Here is a 17,777-nt window from a genome sequence, read left to right as displayed (position 1 = left end):
GCCGTTGCAGGACTATTTTTTCGACGAAGTGTTCGTTAAAGACGCTGGGGTGGCGGAGGGAATTCTGGAGAGCTTCCTTCAAACATGGAAGCAGCCTTTGACGGAAGAAGAGCTTCAGGAAATTACCGCGAGACAGAAAAATCCTTTTCCGAAAAACTCGCCCTATTACAATCAATATGTCCCGATCGATCCGACAAGATGGCGTATGCCGCGGGAGGAACTGCCGGGCGCGTATGCGGAATTTCTGCGTTACTCGAACGGAGGGGAATTTCGGACGGGGGAACGATATTTCCAGTTTTTCTCCACTTCCGATTTCCGTGAGATGAACCTGGCGTACGAGCTGCCCGAATACATGCCGTTATCCGTTTCTTTTGCGATGGACGGCTGCGGCAATCATTATCTTTTCGATATGAGAAAAGAGCCGGTGGAAGGCGAATATCCTATCCTTGCCGCTCATTCGGGAAATCTCGGGTACGACGAATGCGTCCGGGTGGCCGATTCCTTCGAGGAGCTTTGCCGGGGAAGAAGCTCGCTGGACGAAGAATTAGACAGCCGTTACACGTAAACGGCCGGGGAGGTAGCGAATGACACAGCCGGCTGAATCTATAGAACGGCAGGCAGGACCAACGCCGGGAAGCGGAGCTGGAGCGGGGGATTCCCCCTCGAATGAAACCGGCCCGGGTAAAAATCATCCGGCTAACAAAATGACGGCGGCCTACACCGAGCCGCTGATCGGCAAAGGCGCCGGTGCGTATATCCGGAATGTCCGGACAAAGGTGGAGCTGGTCCGGGCCGGGGAGCAGCTGCTTCCCGTGACGGTGAACGACACGGAGTATGAGAACTCCTATGTTTGTTCGCCTTACTCGACCTATGTGTCCTATGCGCTGGAAGAGCTGGTTCTCTTCAAAAGCGAGCTGCTGAAAGGTGCGCTAAGGGGAGTGATCGGCATTCTTTCGCCGCTGCTGAAAAGCGCCCGGATCAACCGGAACGTACACGTCAATAACTGGCTGCTCTCGACGAATTTGTATGAAGAGCTGCCGAAAGAGGATGTCCGTGTGCTGACCGCCGGTCTGCTGGAACGTTTTCCGTCGCACGCGGTCATATTCAGGTCGTTGAATGAGGTGACGAATCCCCAGTTGATAAAAGACCTGACAGGGCTAGGGTGGATTCTTGTTCCGAGCCGGCAGGTGTATTTTTTCGATGGGCGCGAGCCGGACTACATGTATAAACCGAACAATGTATGGGACCAAAAGCTGCTCCGGCGCTCGCCGCTTCGCATTGTGGAGCACGAAGAGATTGAGCCGTCCGATTATCCGCGCATCGTGGAGCTTTACGAGGATTTGTACATCCGTAAATATTCCCGGCTGAATCCGCGGTTCACGGAGGCTTACATCGCCAACTGCCATCTGCACGGACTGCTGCGGATCCGCGGTTTGAGGGACAGCTCGGGGGTGCTGCAGGGCGTCATCGGCTGTTTCGATAAAGCGGGTGTCATTACGGCGCCGCTGGTCGGTTACAACACCGCTCTTCCGCAAAAGGAAGGGCTGTACCGGATGCTGATGAGCCTGGTGCTGACCCGGGCTGCGGATGAAGGGAAGCTCCTGCATCTAAGCTCCGGCGCCGCGCACTTCAAACGGATCCGGGGAGGCCGTCCGGCTATCGAATACAGCGCCGTCTACATCCGTCATCTGCCTCTGAGGCGGCGGGCCGTATGGCTCGGATTGAGTCATCTTTTGAATGGAGTTGGGGTACCCGTGATGAGGAAGTACCGGTTATGAATCTGACGAAGAACGATGTTTGCCAAGCGGGCGACGGGAAGGAAATTCTTTATGCCGAGCTGGAAAAGCACTGGCTCCCGCTCTGTCCGTCGCGGGAGCTTAAGCGGAAGCCGATCGGGCTCACGGTGCTTGACGTGCCGCTCGTCCTGTTCCGGACGGAAGAGGGCGCGCACGCGCTGCTGGACCGCTGTCCGCACCGGAACGTGCCGCTTTCGGGAGGCAGGCTGACAGCGGGGAAGCTGGTCTGCCCTTACCACGGCTGGGAGTTCGACGGGTCAGGAGCCTGCACCCGGGTGCCGGGGCTGTGCGCGTTCAAGCCGGGTCCCCACCACGACGCGTCGCCGGTGGCCTTGCGGGAGCGGGACGGCTTTCTGTGGGTTCGGCTCGGCGGAGAGGCGCGGTCAGCGGAAGCGCAGGAAGCATCCGTTCCGGAGCCTCTGGCCCTGCCGTTTATGAACAACCCGGAGTATTACTCCTTCGTCTGGAAAACGGCCGTCCGGGGTTCGCTGCTTAACGCGGCGGAAAATTTGCTGGACGCCACGCACACGCACTATGTCCACGCGGGCCTCATCCGTACGGACAGCGGCCGCCAGACGGTGAACGCCCGCATCCGGGCGGAGGGCGCCGCCGTCGAAATCGAATATACCGGCGAATCCGGGCAGGCCGGTCTGATCTCGCGTTTATTCGAGCGGGACAGGCAGCGGAGCTTCGGCCGGTTTTACATGCCCGGCATCGCCCAGATCGAATACTCTTCCGCCAAAGGCTTGACGCTGCTTATTACAGCCGTGATGAGACCGACTTCGTTCGCTTACCAGGACATTTATGCGGTTATTACGATGAAGCGCGGCCGGTTCACGAACGGGCTGAAGAAGCGGGTGCTGACCCCTTTTCTGAAAAAAGCTTTGAACCAGGACATCGCTATCGTAGAAACCCAGCAGCGAACCATCGAGAGGTGGGGCGGCGAAAGCTTTCATTCCACGCAGGCGGACCTGATCCGCCCGTATCTGGAACAGCTTATGAAGGGAAAGGTATACGATACCCCTTATGAAAAGAAGGTCCAGTTGTTTGTATAAGGCTATTTATCCAATGATTTCTTTCAAAATCTTACGATTTTCCGGTAGATGTTGTTATTTCCGTGAATTTAGATAGGAATTCTAATGGTATTTTGTTTTTTCGAACCCTTTATGGCGTGAAAGAGCCGGAAATATAGTACACTTAGAAAGTTCGTTATCTGAAAGTACAGAAAGCTGTGTGATAGCTATGACAAACAGGCACCAGGACCCATCCGGTTTTTATAACAATATAGAAGAAGCCGCCGCTCATATCATTGAAGTCGTCAGCGGGCTGCTTCAAGTGAATACGATTTTTGTCGCGACGAACGACGGACGGACCAATACGATTCTTAAGGCGTTCAACAGGCGGGAACAGCTCGTGAAGGAAGGGGATGAGCTACCTTTCGACATCAGCTACTGCAGTCTCGTGGGACGCCGCGCGGGCGAGCCTCTCGTTATTTCCGACACGGCCTCCAGTCCGCTTACAGCGGATATGGGAGTAACGCGGGCACTCGGAAGCCGCTCTTTTATCGGACTGCCGATTATTTTGAAGAACGGCCATTTTTACGGCACGATCTGTATTCTCGATCATCCGTCTTATCCCGTTTCGGAGACCGATCTCAAAACGCTGAGCGCGATGGCCGTTTTTCTTGCCCACGTGGTGGAGCTTGAACACGCGCTTGCGGAGCTTAAGGAGGCCCAGCATATTCTGCGGGAATCCCATGCCACGTCCGAGCAGTCGTCCAAGATCAAGAGCCGGCTTCTTGCCATGATCGGGCAGGAGATCAAGACTCCGATGACGGGCATTATGGGAATGACGGATCTGATGCAGGATACGGAGCTGAGCGAAGAGCAGAAGAGCTACATGAACATCATTGAAACGAGCAACGCCTCGCTGCTTAACCTGGTTACGGACATTCTTGACTACAGCAAAATGGAATCCGGCGGAGTGACGGTGGAGGCGGAGCCTTTCGAACTGCTTCCCGCTCTGGAAGAAGTCGTGAATCTGTATGAAAATCGAAATACGGGGGCACGGAAAGTCCGGCTCGACGCGGAACCCGGGCTTCCTTCCGTCGTAGTCGGCGATCCGGTGAAGATCCGGGATGCGCTGGTCAAATTACTTGATCACGTCTCCAAAAACGCCCGATCCGGCGAACTTACCCTCACGGCGGTCAATCTGCCGGATGCGGACCATCCCGATGCTCATCCTATTCGTTTTGCCGTCAAAGCGCCGCTCATTACACCCGATAAGCTGGAGTTCCTGCTGGAAACGGGTGACGGCAAAGAGGGCGGATCGTCGGTTCACGTCTACGAAACGAGCCTGGATCTGGCGATCAGCAAAAAGCTGGTAGAACTCATGGAAGGCCGGATCTGGACGGAGAGCGACAGGCAGAAAGAAACGGATTTGATCTTTACTCTTATGCTGAACAAGTATGCCGAAACGGCCGAAGCCGCGGAATGGAATGATTTTAAATAAAAGATGACAGAAGCGCTCCGCGTCTCTGTCATCTTTTTTTCATTTGGCGGTCATACTTGTTTTATCGGGAAGGAATTCGGAAAGAACACGACAAATACTAAACAACATGAAGATAGTGGAGGGAAGTCCATGAATGCCGATCATGAATTCAGTGCCGTCGGGGCGGCACTTCCACAGTGGGTCGAAGAAAGCCGCAAGCTGACTTCCCGGGGAAACGTGGCGTCGTACATTCCGGAGCTTGCCAAATCACCGGCGTCCGCACTGGGCATTCACCTGCTGAACGGGCAGGGGGAGCATTTGACCGCGGGAGAGTGCGGACTGCCTTTTACGATGCAGAGTATTTCCAAAGTGTTTACGCTGATACTGGCGCTAATGGATCACGGCGAAGAAGCTGTCTTCTCCAAGGTCGGCAAAGAGCCGACCGGCGACGATTTCAACTCCATGCTGAAGCTGGAGCTGGTCGAACCGGGCATCCCGTTTAATCCCTTGATCAATGCGGGAGCGATCGCCGTGTCTTCCTTAATCAAAGGCGACGGACCCGAGGAGAAGTCGGCGAGAGTGCTGTCGTTTTTCCGGGAGCTCGCCGCAAACGACAAGTTGGATTATGACGAAGCGGTATACCGGTCGGAAAATGAAACCGGGCATATGAACCGTTCGCTGGCGTATTTTCTGAAGGAGAACGAGGTTCTGGACGGCAGTGTCGAAGAAGTACTCCAGGTGTATTTTCGCCACTGCTCGATCCGGGTCACGTGCGGCGACCTTTCGCGGATGGCCTTGGTTCTCGCTTTTGACGGACAAGATCCGCTCACGGGGAAAACGCTCATTCCGCGGCGCTTCGTACAGATCGCCAAAACGTTCATGACCACTTGCGGAATGTATAACGCCTCCGGGGAGTTCGCCATCAGCGTCGGACTGCCGGCCAAAAGCGGCGTTTCCGGCGGTATTCTGACTCTCGTGCCCGGCCGGTACGGAATCGGTGTTATCGGGCCGGCGCTTAACCGCAAAGGCAATAGCGTCGCGGGCGTCGATCTGCTTGAGAAGTTGTCGGGGCGCTTTGACTGGAGCCTGTTTTAAACCGGCTTATTTCCGCCTTGCGCGCGGGGTTTTAGTCCGTCCGGGGCGGCTTTTGGCGCGTGAACGTGCGGACAGCCGGAGCTCGATCCATTGGAGCTTTACTTCGAGCTCCTTTAAATTTTGCTGAATTTCCAAGTTCTCCTGCTCGGCTTTATAATTGATGGCGATGTCGAGCATCTGCTCTTGTTTGTCTTTGGCGGCCTGGCGGTTCTGGCTTTTCTGAATCAGGGTCGATTGAAACAGGGAAAGGACGGACAGGGAGAAGCTGAGAATAAACAACGAGTTTCTTTCGCTGTTGACGAGCATCCATACCGTGATAATGACGGCGGAGGACGTAACAAACCACCAGCTTCCCGCCAGAACGGCAACATGATCGGCCATCCGGTCCCAGCGGCTCGTCTTTTTCTCCTGCTGCTCGTGCAGATGCGCCTTGATCTTCCCCTGATAATCCCGGACCATTTCGGTGACGCGCTCGACATCCTCTTTGTGCAGTTTCTGTCTCGGGTATTTCTCCAGCTCCTTCAAAAGACGTTCTTCGGAAGTTCTCTCCGTTTCGCTTTTAGAACTCATGGTGTCTGTTTCCTCCAGGTTTATTAACTTCCCTTAATTTTTTTCGGAAAAGTTAGCCAATTGAACTGAATGGGGGTAAAATAGTGAATTACCCGGTCCGCTTATCCTTTTAACTGGAAAAGAATGGGGAATCTCGGAATGTTCACCCTTGGACAGGGCAGAATAAGCGGACCATATCCACTACACGACAAGGGAGAAGCCCAATGCGCGCTATCGCGATGCTTCAAAATCCTAAACAGAGAAAACTGCTGTTCAGCGCCGGTTTAAGCTGGCTGTTCGATGCCATGGACGTAGGCATTATTTCATTTATCGTGGCCGCTCTGACGGTCCACTGGAAGCTCAGTGCGGGGCAGGTCGGCGTATTGACCAGCCTTAATTCGGTCGGGATGGCCTTCGGGGCGGCGATCGCCGGCTATTTGGCCGACCGTTACGGGCGCAAGTCCGTCCTGGTCTGGACGCTGCTTATTTTTTCGGCCGCCAGCGGCTTGTCCGCTCTGGCCGCGAGTTTTACCGTCCTCTGCATCCTGCGGTTTATCGCGGGTGTCGGACTGGGCGGAGAACTTCCCGTCGCATCCACGCTTGTATCGGAGAGCATGCCCGTGCAGGACAGGGGAAGAGCCGTCGTGCTGCTCGAAAGCTTCTGGGCGGGAGGCTGGATTCTGGCGGCGCTCATCGCGTACTTCGTCATCCCGAAGTACGGCTGGCAGTCCGCCTTCGTCATCGGAGCCGTGCCTGCGCTCTACGCGCTGTATTTGAGGCGGGCGATTGAAGATCCTCCGCGGTTCCGGATAGAACGGTCGGGCGAATCTTCGTTTGCGGCGAAAGTGAAATCCGTCTGGTCCCGCGATTACCGCCGGTCGACCGTGATGCTGTGGGTGTTGTGGTTTACGGTTGTGTTTTCGTATTACGGGATGTTCCTGTGGCTTCCGACGGTAATGGTGCTCAAAGGCTTTACGCTGGTCAAAAGCTTTCAATACGTGCTTATCATGACTCTCGCGCAGCTTCCAGGTTACTTTACGGCCGCTTATTTCATCGAGAAATTCGGCCGGAAGTTCGTTTTGGTCACTTATCTTGTGCTGACCGCTTTCAGCGCCGTTTGGTTTGGCGGTGCATCCACCGAAGGCATGCTGATTGCCGCGGGCATGTGCTTGTCTTTCTTCAACCTCGGAGCCTGGGGCGGACTGTATGCCTATACGCCGGAGCTGTATCCGACGGCGATCCGCTCGACGGGTGCGGGACTTGCCGCTTCGTTCGGTCGGATCGGAGGCATCGTCGCCCCGCTGCTGGTCGGTGTACTCGTCGGCTGGGGAGTCGGCATTCAGGCGATTTTCATCCTCTTTTTCGTCATGATTCTTATCGGGGCACTGGCCGTGCTGTTCTGGGGAGACGAGACCAAGGGCAGGGAGCTTTCTTCCTGACCGGAGGCGGACACGGATTTGTGGCATCCAATACCGAAACGTGCGGCGGATGTAAAAAAATGCGTATCTCGCCGAACGGCCGGAAGATACCGGGCATTTGCGCCGGGGCGGGAATTAATCAAAAGATTGTCTCATCAGGGACAATCTTTTTTTTATTGGCGGAAGATGTTCCGGGGCAGCAGATGAGGCTGCCTTGTCTTAGACCAAGAGCGTCCCGAAGAAAGGCAACGGGGCGAGTACCGTGAAGGAATAATGCAACACGCATCGGAAACTTTAGAAGGGAGACGGTTTACAGTTCGTTCTCGTTGTGCTATTTTAGTTAAAGACCAATCATCCTATGTTTGGAGGTTTACAAAATATGCTGGAAAAACCGAAAAAATTAACGCTGGTCGAGCAGGTTGCGGATCAGCTCCAAACTTTAATCGAATCCGGCCAGTGGCCCGTCGGAACGCGTATTCCTCCGGAACCCGAACTGTCGGAGACGCTCGGCGTCAGCCGCAATACGATCCGCGAAGCCGTACGGGCCATGGTTCATGCGGGGCTTCTCCAGACGAAGCAGGGGGACGGCACGTATGTGTGCTCGTCCAGTGTCCTTGGCGTCGTTCTGCAGAAGCGGGTCAGGCAATCCACCCTGGCAGAGACGCTGGAAGTGCGGCAGGCGCTGGAACGCGAAGCGGCAAGACTTGCGGCGAAGCGCAGAACGGATGAAGACATCGACTCCTTAAGGCTTCATCTGGATGCGTGCGCGGCGGCGGAGGAATCCGGGGACATGGAGGCCTACTCGGGCGCGGATATCCTTCTTCACCAGGCAGTCGTCACAGCCGCGCACAACGAGCTGTTCAGCGAGCTTTACGCGCATATGACCGAAGCGCTGGATCATTCCGTGCGGAGTCTGTCGGGGCTTATCCCGGAAATCGGACTTTATCGCCGCAGTCACGCCAAAATGATCGACGCCATCATCCGTCAGGATGTGGAAGAAGCCGCAGAGGCGGTCCACGAATATATCTCGTACTCGAGAAACGATCTGAAACGCTTGGAGGAACAATCATGAACACCAGAGAAATGACACCACCCGAAGAACTGCCGCTGGCTCGGCAGGATCAAGATACGGCGCGTACCGCCGGCTGGCTGCTGATCGTCGGCATTCTATTTATCGGAGCCGTACTGAGAGCTCCGCTCACATCCGTCGGTCCTTTGATCGGCACCATTAAGGGTGACCTCGGCATCTCCAATACGCTGGCAGGCACTTTGACGACGCTGCCTCTGCTGATGTTTGCCGTTATTTCCCCGTTTGCGCCCAAATGGGCGCGCAAGTATGGGATCGAGGCGGTCCTGCTCGCCGCGGCTGCAATCCTGACGGTCGGAATCTTACTCCGTTCGGCGTCGGGAGCAGGTACGCTCTTTCTGGGAACGGCCCTGCTGGGAGTCGCCATCGCCCTGTGCAACGTGCTGCTTCCCAGTCTGATCAAGCGGGATTTTCCCGCCCGGATCGGCCTGATGACCGGCGTGTACTCCGTGTCGATGAACTTGAGCGGCGCGGCGGCATCCGGCATCAGCGTACCGGCGGCAAGCGGCTTGGGCCTCGGCTGGAAAGGCGCTCTGGGGGCTTGGGCCGCGCTGAGCCTTTTCGCCCTGCTCTTCTGGCTGCCGCTCGTTACCGGCAGCCGTAAAGCCCGCCAACGGGCACGGGTATCCGCCGTTTCGGCGAATATCTCCGGCGAAAAAATTGTTTCTGTCTGGAAATCACCGCTGGCTTGGAAAGTCACCCTGTTCATGGGACTACAGTCGACGTTCTTCTATGCGTTTGTCGCCTGGCTGCCGGCTATCCTGAACACCAGAGGACTTTCCGCGGAATACGCCGGATGGATGCTTTCCCTGATGCAGCTTGCGCTTCTGCCCATCACGTTCGTCGTTCCCATTCTGGCGGCCAGAATGGCCAATCAGCGCTTCCTCGTTACGCTCACGTGCGTGCTGTTCCTTGCGGGGATTCTCGGACTGCTGCTGGGAAGCACCGCTCTCGTGCCGCTGTGGATCATCCTGGCCGGCATAGGCGGGGGCTGCGCATTCAGTCTGGCGATGATGTTCTTCAGCCTGCGTACGCGAAGCGCCCAGCAGTCCGCCGAACTGTCCGGCATGGCACAGTCGTTCGGTTATCTGCTGGCAGCCGCAGGCCCGATCCTGTTCGGGTTCCTGCATGACACGACTGGCGGGTGGACGACTCCGCTGCTCCTGCTCGCCGTAATTGCCGTCCTGCTCTTCATAGTCGGCCAAGGGGCTGCCGCCAACCGGTTCGTCGGAGAAGAACGCGGAGCCGAATGAGGATTTGACGCTTTACGCGTTTACGGGATCCGAAAGAAACACGGCGTTCGTCTATGGTAAGATAGGGGAATGAACCCGGTAAATGGAGTGAGGCTTTTTGACGAAAAAACAAATCAAACTCATACTTGCCTTCGGCCTGTTTATTGTCCTGATGATCGCGGTGAAAAACGCGGGCTCTTTCCTCGTCTATACGGAAGAACCGTTTAAATCCGATGTGATCCTCGTTCTCTCGGGAGACAGGGGGGAAAGGACGGAGAAAGGAGCCGAGCTGTACAAAAACGGAGTTGCCCCTACTCTCATGTTTTCGGGGGGAGAAGTGTACCGGAATAACAGAATGGCCGATCTCATGAAAGAACACGCCATGGAGCTTGGCGTTCCCGAGCAAGCTATCGTCCTGGAGGATCGGGCGGACAGCACCTATGAAAATGCCGTGTTTTCCAAAACAATCATCGAAAAGCACGCGTTCAAATCCGTGACCGTCGTTTCTTCGGATTATCATATGAGAAGGGTTAAGCTTCTTTTCGACCGGGCGTTCAAAGATTCCGGCATTCAGCTCCATTACGTGGCCGCTCCCGACAAAAACTTTACTCCCCGGAAATGGTGGGGCAACAATAAAAGCCTGATGGTTACTTTTACGGAATATTTGAAGTTAACCGGCTATTTTTTCGGCAAAAATTCATAAGTTCGCAAGCCGCAGTTCGCAAGCCGCGCTTTTTGCGGCTTTTTTTATTTGGCGGAAACGGCAGGTGCCGGGTGTCCCGGATATATGTCCTTCCAGAATACGCTGCTGTGCTGAAAAGAATCTGGATTTGCGCAGCGCAAGGCACCCGGTGCTCGATGCTCGCGCACATGAAGGCGGGCAACCGCATGTTAATCGCCTATGGAGCGGCACGGCACTAATTCCGCGCGAAATGGAGAGCCTGTACTAAGTTTTGCCCGCTATGAATACAGATGAGTAGAAGGGCGGATTGAACATGAGAACCGGCCTGCCGTTTTCGCTGTTTGAGGCCGATCCGGCCTATTTATAGACGAGGAGATGAACCGGTATATGGACCAGACGACTCCTGCAACCGCAATTCTGGGCATAGGCACGGCAGTTCCCGCTTACCCGCTGAAACAATCGGAAGTAGTCCTCCGGTTGACACAAGCTTTGGAACGTTATCCCGATTCCGCACGCTGGGCCAAACGGCTGTTCAAACAGTGCGGCGTTGAAACCCGGTACACCTGCGAACCCGGTCTTTTGGGACCGGTCTCTTCATGCCGCTATCTGCCCGATACGGAGCCGGGCCTTATCCCGACGACTGCCGAACGGATGGCGCTTTATAAAAAAGAATCGGTGCCGCTGGCGCGTCAAGCGGCCGGACAGGCACTGGCGGACAGCGGTCTTTCCGTCTCGGACATCACCCACCTGATCACCGTCAGCTGCACGGGGCAGTTCCTGCCGGGACTGGACGCCTCGCTTGTAAAAGAACTGGGCTTGTCCAGGGAAATCTCCCGGATTCCGCTTCAATTTATCGGATGCGCGGCGGGACTGCGTGCTGTATGCCTGGCCCGTGAAATAGCGGATTCCGCGCCGCAGGCGAACGTGCTGATCGTAAGCGTCGAATTGTGTACGCTGCATATACAGCCGTCCGGCGATAAAGAAGCTCTTTTCGGAGCGTCATTTTTCGGGGACGGTGCGTCCGCCTGCGTAATCGGGCGCACGGGAAAATCGCGGCAGGGAATATTCGGGCTGGGGAATCACCGGTCCGTTCTCATTCCGGAAGCGGCGGAAGAGATGACCTGGGAGGTCGGCAATTTCGGTTTCGATTTATATTTGTCTCCGGCTATCCCTAAGCTTATTACGAACCGGATTCCGCAGGAGATCGGTAAACTGCTGGACGGGGAACGCCTTCCCGGGTTGTGGGCGATTCATCCCGGGGGCAAAGGGATCGTGGATGCGGTCGAGCAGGTATACGGCCTGACGGAAGAGCAGACTGCACCCAGCAGACAAGTACTGCGGGACTTCGGGAACCTCTCTTCCGCCACGATTCTTTTCGTCCTGCAGCAGATGCGGACGCAGCTCCGAACGGCGGGAGCGGACGCCGCCGACGGGATCGCTCTAGCCTTTGGTCCCGGACTTACGGCGGAGCTTATCCGGTTCACCTACATACCGGTGGGCGCTGCACAGGAGAAAACAGCGGATGCCGCCGTTTGACCGCTTGAGAAGCCGTTCGCCGGAATCGGAGTATATGGATGATCTCACCTGCGGAGGAGCCGAGCTCACGGAGGCTTTACGGCATCTCCGCAGGCTCAACCGCCTGTTTGCGGCGTCCGGTCCGATCTTGTACGGGATCGAAAAATTGTGGACGGCAGCCGGAAAGCCCGCAGAACTGACCGTGCTTGATGTCGGTTCCGGCTCCGGCGACGTGAACCGTCACGTGCTCCGGTGGGCGGACGACCGCAAGATACGCATGACCGTCACCTTATGCGATATTACGGAGGAAGCCTGCGAAGAGGCACGGCGTTTGTTCCATGACGAACCGAGAGTGAAGGTCCGGCGGACCGGTTTGTTCGAACTTACCGATGGCTGCGCCGATATTGTGACCGGCACCCAGTTTCTCCATCACTTCTCCTCGGACGAACTCCCCGGTGTCGTTCGCACGATGCTCCGGGCATCCCGCCTCGGCATCGCCGTTAACGATATTCACCGTCACTGGCTGGCCTGGTCCGCCGTCTGGCTGGCTTCCCGCGTCTTGTCGGGAAACCGCTACATCCGCCATGACGGACCGTTATCCGTCGCCAAAGGCTTTTCGCCGAAGGATTGGTCCGTTCTCGGGAAAGCACTGGAGATGCCCGGGTACCACGTCTCGTGGAGACCGCTGTTCCGCTATGCGGTCGTGATTCCACGGGAGCCGCAGCCGGCTGATGGATCGGAGCGTAAACCATGTACGTAATCGAGACGGACGTCGCCGTTCTGGGGGCGGGCTTAGCCGGCGCCCTCATGGCCAAAAGCTTGGCGGAGAAAGGATGGCGGACGCTGCTGGTGGATAGGCACCGCTTTCCCCGCCATAAGGTGTGCGGGGAGTTTCTGTCCCCGGAGGTCCGGCAGACGCTGGATGCCGCCGGTCTTCTGGACCGCGTGACGGCCCTTCGCCCCGCCCGGGTGGAGCGGGCGCGGCTCATTTCCGCGGACGGCGGCTATGTCGACATCCCGCTGCCGGGAACCGCAATGGGACTGAGCCGCTTCCGGCTCGACGAAGCCCTGCATGAAGCGGCCGCAGCGGCGGGAGCCCGGGTCGTGACCTCGGCGGCGGTTCTTTCGGTTACGAGGCTCGCCGATGAGAGCTGTGAGGTAAGAGTGAAGAGTGAGACCGGTATGGAACTCATCCGGGCCCGTACGGTTATTGCCGCCTGGGGAGCGAACGGGCAGGCTCTCGTAACCGATGCTTGTTACCCGGGGGACTACGGCGGAGGGAGATTTCCCGGAGGGGCGGGAAATCTCCAAGGGCCGCTAGGCGCGTCGATCCTGACAAGCGCGGAAACGGAGAGGCAGCAAGATTCTTTTAGAAAAATACCAACAATCCCGGAAAGTCCGATGGGAAAACAGGCCCGCACTGCCAAAGCGGGGCGGACCCGCCGGACCCTAAACCCGTGGAAACGCAGCGCCCCCGATTATATGGGCGTCAAATCTCATTACACGGGAATCGAAATGGAGCCGTTCGTCGAGTTGTATCTCTTTCCCGGCGGCTACCTGGGGCTGTGCCCCATAGAAGACGGCCTCGTCAACGTCTCCGCGCTGCTGTTGCGGGATGCGTTCCGCGGGGCGGGCAAGAGCGTGCTTGCGCTGCTCGAAGCCGCCGCGCAGCGGTGCCCCCCGCTTCAGCTTCGAATGAAGCGGGGGCTGCCTGTGCCCGGTGCACAGGCAGCGGTCGCGCCGGTGAAGCTGGACCGGCGCTTAAACCCCTGGGACATACTGCCGCGTCTGGGGGATTCATCGGCGATGATTCCCCCGCTGTGCGGAGACGGCATGTCCATGGCCCTCCGCTCGGCGCGGCTGTGCGCACCCCTGGCAGACGATTATCTGCGGGGGAAGCTCAGCCTTGCCGGGTGGGAAGAGCAGTACGTCCGCGCCGTTAAGCGGACGTTCGGGAGGCCGCTGAGATGGGGACGATTGCTGCAGTCCTCCCTGGGTAGTCCGGCCGCAGTGCGCTTGCTGCTGCGTCTTGCGCAGTTTTCACCTGGCATGGCCTCCGGATTATTGGAGGCCACCCGGCTGAAGCCCGAAGGAGAATCCTAATCTTCGGTACCTATTCGGAAAGAGAGGAGGGCATGGGCTTGCACAGACTGGCTGTCCTCTCTTTCCGCTATCCGAAAATCATTCTCGTCTGTTGGGCGGCCTGCCTCGTTTTCTTCGGTGGCTATGCCCACAGTCTTTCTTCCATGCTCCAGGGGCACGGCCTCGACACCGAAGGCTCGTTCGGCACGGTCCGACAGCGGCTGGACGCAGGTTTTAGCCGGCCTACCGAGCCGGTCGTTCTTTGGTTTGAACAGAACGCACCCGGTTCGAAGGAGGAGTTTAAAGCTTACATTCGCTCCGTCCTGCGCAGTGCAGAGGGCTTGCCCGGACTGGAGAGGATCGTTTCACCCCTGGATCAGGGGGAAATGCTGCGCTCCGGCACAGCCTATGCGCTGCTGGATATCCGCTTTACCGGACGGGACGAACAGGCGGTGCTGAGTGAGCTGCGCGGACGCCTGCCCGTTCACCCCGGCTTCGCGTGGAAGCTCACCGGGAAGCCGGTCGTTCAGGCGGATGTGAATACGGCGAGCGAAAAAGATATGAGAAAAGCGGAGCTGATCGGACTTCCGGCTGCGTTTCTGATCCTGTGGATAGCATTCGGCGGAGTCGCGACCGCGTTGATCCCTGTCATACTCGGATTGGTTTCCGCCGTCGTCTCGATGGGGACCGTTTACTGGATCGGGATGGTGACGGATTTATCCAATTTCGTTCTCAACGTCATTCCGATGGTGGGGCTGGCGCTGAGCATCGATTTTTCCCTGATGCTCGTGAGCCGGTTCCGGGAAGAATTGAACCGCGGCAGGGCCGAACCGGCGCTTCGGTTGACTATGCGGACTTCGGGAAGAGCGGTCTTGTATTCGGCCGGTTGTGTAGCGTTTGGCCTGCTCGGCATCCTGTTTATCCCTCTTCCGATGTTCGCCTCGGTCGCCTGGGCTGCCTTTACCGTTCTGATTGTCTCGGTTTTCCTGTCATTTACGCTGCTGCCTGCGGTGTTGTCTTTGCTGCGGAGGAGGATCGAAGCGGAGAATGCTGCCCGGTTTCACGGAAACGGCGGACGGTTCTGGTATCGCTTGTCTGCGGCCGTTATGAAAAGACCATTGCGGCTGGCACTGCTTGCCATATTGATCGTTTTCATCTTCGTCCTGCCGGTCGGCAGGATGAAGATTGCGGTTCCGGATGCGGCTTCGCTACCCGCAGGCACGGAATCGCGTGAGGCTGCCGAACGGCTGGCCGCCCGTTTTCCTTCACCGGAAGTCACCCTTCTTCTGGGTGCGAAAGATGCGGGTCCGCACAGCGGACAACGTTTTGACTGGCCGCATGCTTACCGGCTGTTTCAGCAGCTTCAACGGGACCCGCAAGTGGTCCGGGTGGATTCGATTTTCTCCAGACTGGGCATGAATGGCGAGCAGCTCCGTCTTCTTTATGAAAAGCCGGATACCGGGACTAACTCCGGCGCGGCACCATTTTATTTTCATCAAAATCAACTGGTCATGGACATTTACCTTCGCACCGATCCCGATTCGCAAGAAACGAGACAGTGGCTGCGCGAATGGGAGGCGGCGGGGAATCAAGAGCGGATTCCTTTTCGGCTGGGCGGGGAGAGCAAGTATCGTCAGGAAGTGTACGACGCCATTTTTACGAACCTGTATAAGGTGCTGCTGTTTGTCCTCGTTACGAATTTTTTCCTGCTGTACAAGGCGTTCGGATCGGTATTTATTCCTCTTAAAACGCTGGTGATGAACGTTCTCAGCATTACCGCTTCATTCGGTTTATTGACCTGGATTTTTCAGGAGGGGGCGGCCGACGGCGGCTCTATCGCGATCATGATTCCGGTATTCATCTTCGGTCTTGTTTTCGGCATCAGCATGGACTACGGGGTGTTCCTGGTCGCCCGAATTGCCGAGGTTTACCGGCAGACGCAGGACAACGATTACGCGGTTGCGGCCGGACTGGCCTCCACGGGCCGGATCATTACGTCGGCGGGGGCTATTATGATCGCCGTCACGCTTCCGTTTGCGGGAGCGGACGTAGCGGGGGTCAAGCAGCTGGGAACCGGTATTGCGGCGGCCATTTTTCTGGATGCGACCCTGATCCGCATGATTCTGGTGCCTGCCTTGATGAAACTTCTGGGCCGATGGAACTGGTGGTCGCCCTACAACTAACAATTACGGAAACCGCAGCTATTGCGGTTTTTTTGTGTGTTTATAAGGGATTGAGGTTGTTTTTCAATAAGAATTACTTGTCGCTTTTTACGAAGTTATAACGATATCGGAGGGATGGGCGTATATTTGTGCTACAATCGAAATAACTTTGTGCCTTACGCTTGATCTCTAGTCCAAACTTCGTGAGTGAGGAGCAACGCTATGTCAGATGATGAACCCGATGATTTACAGGAAACCGGAAGTCTTAAGAAGGCCGAACCGGACGGAATTTCCGCCGGCTCAGACCCTGGAGAGGAGCAAGCGCCTCGGGCTGAAGCGGTTACCTTCTGGAAGCTGCTTGTCTTCTTCGTACCCCTCGGCATAGCGGCCAGTCTGGTCACGATGTCCCATTCGATCATTAACAGTACGCTTGCACGGGCGCCCGACCCCGAACATGTTATCGCGGGATATGCCATTGCGATGAGTCTTCTGGGGATAACGGAGAAACCGGCCGTGCTGCTCAGGCAGACGTGTTCCGCGCTTGTCCGCGACCGGGTCTCGTTTCGCGCCATGCGGCGGGTCGCGTTTTACGTATTCGCGTCCATTATGGCGGCCGGACTGATCTTGTCTTATTTGCCGCCCGGAAAATGGCTGCTGGGCGCCGTTTTCGGAATTGGGGGCGCACAGCTCGAGAATGTTCTGAACGTATACCGGATTCTCATGTTCGTCAGCCTGTTTTCCGGTCTGAGATGCCTGTATCACGGCTTGATTATTTATAATAAAAGAACGTTCTGGCTTACGATCGGGATGGTCGTCCGTCTTGTCGGCATGTATCTTGTCGCGCAGTATTACATACGGGTGCACGGAGTTACCGGAAGCAGCGTGGGCGCGATCATTTTTCTCGTCGGCATGGTGATCGAGAGCGCCGTTGCGGTGTGGGAGGGCAGTGCGCTGCTTAAGCATAAAATACCGGAAAAAAATCCGGAGCATACCGTTGAAAAAACGGGCGATGTTTTCCGCTTTTACAAGCCGCTCCTCTTCTCGTCGTTTATTGCGGTCGTGATCGGTCCTTCGCTAAACGCTTTACTCGGCAAGGCGGGGGATGCGGTTATCGCTATCGCGGCGTTTGCTGTCGCTTCCAATTTGACGCAGCTCGTTCAAAGCTTTTTTTCGTATATTCATCAGATTGTCCTGAATTTTTACCGGATTCATCCGGGACGCGTCAAGCGTTTCGTGCTGGTCATCAGTTTTATTCCGTCCGTTCTGATCGGATTGCTCGCTTATACGGATGCCGGACCCTGGTTTCTGAACGAAGTCATCGGTGTCGGCGACCGGCTGATGGAGGAAGTGATCCGAACGCTGCGCGTGTTTATGATTCTCACACTTGTGTTTCCCTGGCTCGATTACGGCAACGGAATTCTTATGCTGCGCCGGGAAACAAGGACGATGGTCTATTCGCAATCGGCCAACGTTACCGTGATGCTCGTTTCGCTTGTTCTGCTGATCGTGATATCGCCGGGCTGGAACGGGGTTATCGGCGCGTTCGCCCAGTCAGTCGGCACGCTGGCTGAGTGTATCGTCGTATTCGCTGCGGTAAAGCGCGGCAGGGAAGAAGCGCTCGTAGGCGGCAGCGCCCCGCGAGAAAAATCCGTCTGATCCTTTCCGAAAT

Annotated in this window: 15 protein-coding genes; 14 read left to right on the top strand and 1 reads right to left on the bottom strand. The window is 56.7% G+C overall.

Going from position 1 to position 17,777, the window contains the following annotated elements; genetic code table 11:
* Positions 1-4: 4 nt before the first annotated feature.
* The 5 genes from KVT34_RS13010 (at position 5) to glsA (ending at position 5,381) form a co-directional block, all read left to right on the top strand.
* Complete coding sequence (locus tag KVT34_RS13010) at positions 5-565, top strand: SMI1/KNR4 family protein (RefSeq protein ID WP_217559099.1); 561 nt, start codon at positions 5-7, stop codon at positions 563-565.
* A 19-nt stretch (positions 566-584) separates the two neighbouring features.
* Complete coding sequence (locus tag KVT34_RS13005; RefSeq protein ID WP_217559098.1) at positions 585-1,778, top strand: GNAT family N-acetyltransferase; 1,194 nt, start codon at positions 585-587, stop codon at positions 1,776-1,778.
* Complete coding sequence (locus tag KVT34_RS13000) at positions 1,775-2,851, top strand: aromatic ring-hydroxylating oxygenase subunit alpha (protein WP_217559097.1); 1,077 nt, start codon at positions 1,775-1,777, stop codon at positions 2,849-2,851. The genes KVT34_RS13005 and KVT34_RS13000 overlap by 4 nt, the downstream gene beginning before the upstream one ends.
* A 187-nt stretch (positions 2,852-3,038) precedes the next feature.
* Positions 3,039-4,307 (top strand): GAF domain-containing sensor histidine kinase, encoded by a 1,269-nt coding sequence (locus KVT34_RS12995; protein ID WP_217559095.1) that lies wholly within the window; start codon positions 3,039-3,041, stop codon positions 4,305-4,307.
* 129 nt (positions 4,308-4,436) lie between these two features.
* Entirely contained in the window at positions 4,437-5,381 is a 945-nt protein-coding gene (gene glsA, locus KVT34_RS12990) for a glutaminase A (RefSeq protein WP_217559094.1), read from the top strand.
* Between the two features lie 6 nt (positions 5,382-5,387).
* Here glsA and KVT34_RS12985 read toward each other — a convergent pair whose 3' ends face one another.
* Entirely contained in the window at positions 5,388-5,951 is a 564-nt protein-coding gene (locus KVT34_RS12985; protein WP_217559093.1) for a DUF1003 domain-containing protein, read from the bottom strand.
* A 203-nt stretch (positions 5,952-6,154) separates the two neighbouring features.
* Here KVT34_RS12985 and KVT34_RS12980 point away from each other — a divergent pair, with 203 nt between their 5' ends.
* The 9 genes from KVT34_RS12980 (at position 6,155) to KVT34_RS12940 (ending at position 17,764) form a co-directional block, all read left to right on the top strand.
* Positions 6,155-7,369 (top strand): MFS transporter, encoded by a 1,215-nt coding sequence (locus tag KVT34_RS12980; protein ID WP_217559092.1) that lies wholly within the window; start codon positions 6,155-6,157, stop codon positions 7,367-7,369.
* A gap of 358 nt (positions 7,370-7,727) precedes the next feature.
* Positions 7,728-8,420 carry a FadR/GntR family transcriptional regulator gene (locus KVT34_RS12975; RefSeq protein WP_217559091.1) on the top strand — a complete coding sequence of 231 codons (693 nt, stop codon included), beginning with the start codon at positions 7,728-7,730 and terminating at the stop codon, positions 8,418-8,420.
* Positions 8,417-9,688 carry a CynX/NimT family MFS transporter gene (locus KVT34_RS12970; protein WP_254634800.1) on the top strand — a complete coding sequence of 424 codons (1,272 nt, stop codon included), beginning with the start codon at positions 8,417-8,419 and terminating at the stop codon, positions 9,686-9,688. Before KVT34_RS12975 ends, KVT34_RS12970 begins: the two co-directional genes overlap by 4 nt.
* 97 nt (positions 9,689-9,785) lie before the next feature.
* Positions 9,786-10,370, top strand: coding sequence for a YdcF family protein (locus tag KVT34_RS12965; protein WP_217559090.1), 585 nt, complete (start codon positions 9,786-9,788; stop codon positions 10,368-10,370).
* Positions 10,371-10,736: 366 nt separating this feature from the next.
* A complete protein-coding gene (locus KVT34_RS12960; RefSeq protein WP_217559089.1) occupies positions 10,737-11,885 on the top strand; it encodes a type III polyketide synthase in 1,149 nt (382 codons plus the stop codon).
* The gene (locus tag KVT34_RS12955) at positions 11,872-12,624 is read left to right on the top strand and encodes a methyltransferase domain-containing protein (RefSeq protein ID WP_217559087.1); all 753 of its coding nucleotides are present in this window, start codon (positions 11,872-11,874) and stop codon (positions 12,622-12,624) included. The genes KVT34_RS12960 and KVT34_RS12955 overlap by 14 nt, the downstream gene beginning before the upstream one ends.
* Positions 12,615-13,967: an NAD(P)/FAD-dependent oxidoreductase gene (locus KVT34_RS12950; RefSeq protein WP_217559086.1), complete on the top strand. Its 1,353-nt coding sequence runs from the start codon at positions 12,615-12,617 to the stop codon at positions 13,965-13,967. Before KVT34_RS12955 ends, KVT34_RS12950 begins: the two co-directional genes overlap by 10 nt.
* Before the next feature lie 32 nt (positions 13,968-13,999).
* Positions 14,000-16,129 carry an MMPL family transporter gene (locus KVT34_RS12945; protein WP_254634799.1) on the top strand — a complete coding sequence of 710 codons (2,130 nt, stop codon included), beginning with the start codon at positions 14,000-14,002 and terminating at the stop codon, positions 16,127-16,129.
* Positions 16,130-16,330: 201 nt separating this feature from the next.
* Entirely contained in the window at positions 16,331-17,764 is a 1,434-nt protein-coding gene (locus tag KVT34_RS12940) for a multi antimicrobial extrusion protein MatE (protein WP_217559084.1), read from the top strand.
* The last annotated feature ends 13 nt before the right edge of the window (positions 17,765-17,777 follow it).

Source organism: Paenibacillus sp. GbtcB18 (assembly GCF_019091125.1).
GTDB lineage: Bacteria > Bacillota > Bacilli > Paenibacillales > NBRC-103111 > Paenibacillus_F > Paenibacillus_F chitinolyticus.
This window is presented reverse-complemented; position numbering and strand designations above follow the sequence as displayed.

Bases quoted from the DNA above. Each gene is read 5' to 3' on its own strand.
- KVT34_RS13000 (WP_217559097.1), top strand. From the start codon at position 1,775: ATGAATCTGACGAAGAACGATGTTTGCCAAGCGGGCGACGGGAAGGAA.
- KVT34_RS12950 (WP_217559086.1), top strand. From the start codon at position 12,615: ATGTACGTAATCGAGACGGACGTCGCCGTTCTGGGGGCGGGCTTAGCC.
- KVT34_RS12975 (WP_217559091.1), top strand. From the start codon at position 7,728: ATGCTGGAAAAACCGAAAAAATTAACGCTGGTCGAGCAGGTTGCGGAT.
- KVT34_RS12970 (WP_254634800.1), top strand. From the start codon at position 8,417: ATGAACACCAGAGAAATGACACCACCCGAAGAACTGCCGCTGGCTCGG.
- KVT34_RS12985 (WP_217559093.1), bottom strand. From the start codon at position 5,951: ATGAGTTCTAAAAGCGAAACGGAGAGAACTTCCGAAGAACGTCTTTTG.
- glsA (WP_217559094.1), top strand. From the start codon at position 4,437: ATGAATGCCGATCATGAATTCAGTGCCGTCGGGGCGGCACTTCCACAG.
- KVT34_RS12955 (WP_217559087.1), top strand. From the start codon at position 11,872: ATGCCGCCGTTTGACCGCTTGAGAAGCCGTTCGCCGGAATCGGAGTAT.
- KVT34_RS12995 (WP_217559095.1), top strand. From the start codon at position 3,039: ATGACAAACAGGCACCAGGACCCATCCGGTTTTTATAACAATATAGAA.
- KVT34_RS12980 (WP_217559092.1), top strand. From the start codon at position 6,155: ATGCGCGCTATCGCGATGCTTCAAAATCCTAAACAGAGAAAACTGCTG.
- KVT34_RS12940 (WP_217559084.1), top strand. From the start codon at position 16,331: ATGTCAGATGATGAACCCGATGATTTACAGGAAACCGGAAGTCTTAAG.
- KVT34_RS13005 (WP_217559098.1), top strand. From the start codon at position 585: ATGACACAGCCGGCTGAATCTATAGAACGGCAGGCAGGACCAACGCCG.
- KVT34_RS12945 (WP_254634799.1), top strand. From the start codon at position 14,000: ATGGGCTTGCACAGACTGGCTGTCCTCTCTTTCCGCTATCCGAAAATC.
- KVT34_RS12960 (WP_217559089.1), top strand. From the start codon at position 10,737: ATGGACCAGACGACTCCTGCAACCGCAATTCTGGGCATAGGCACGGCA.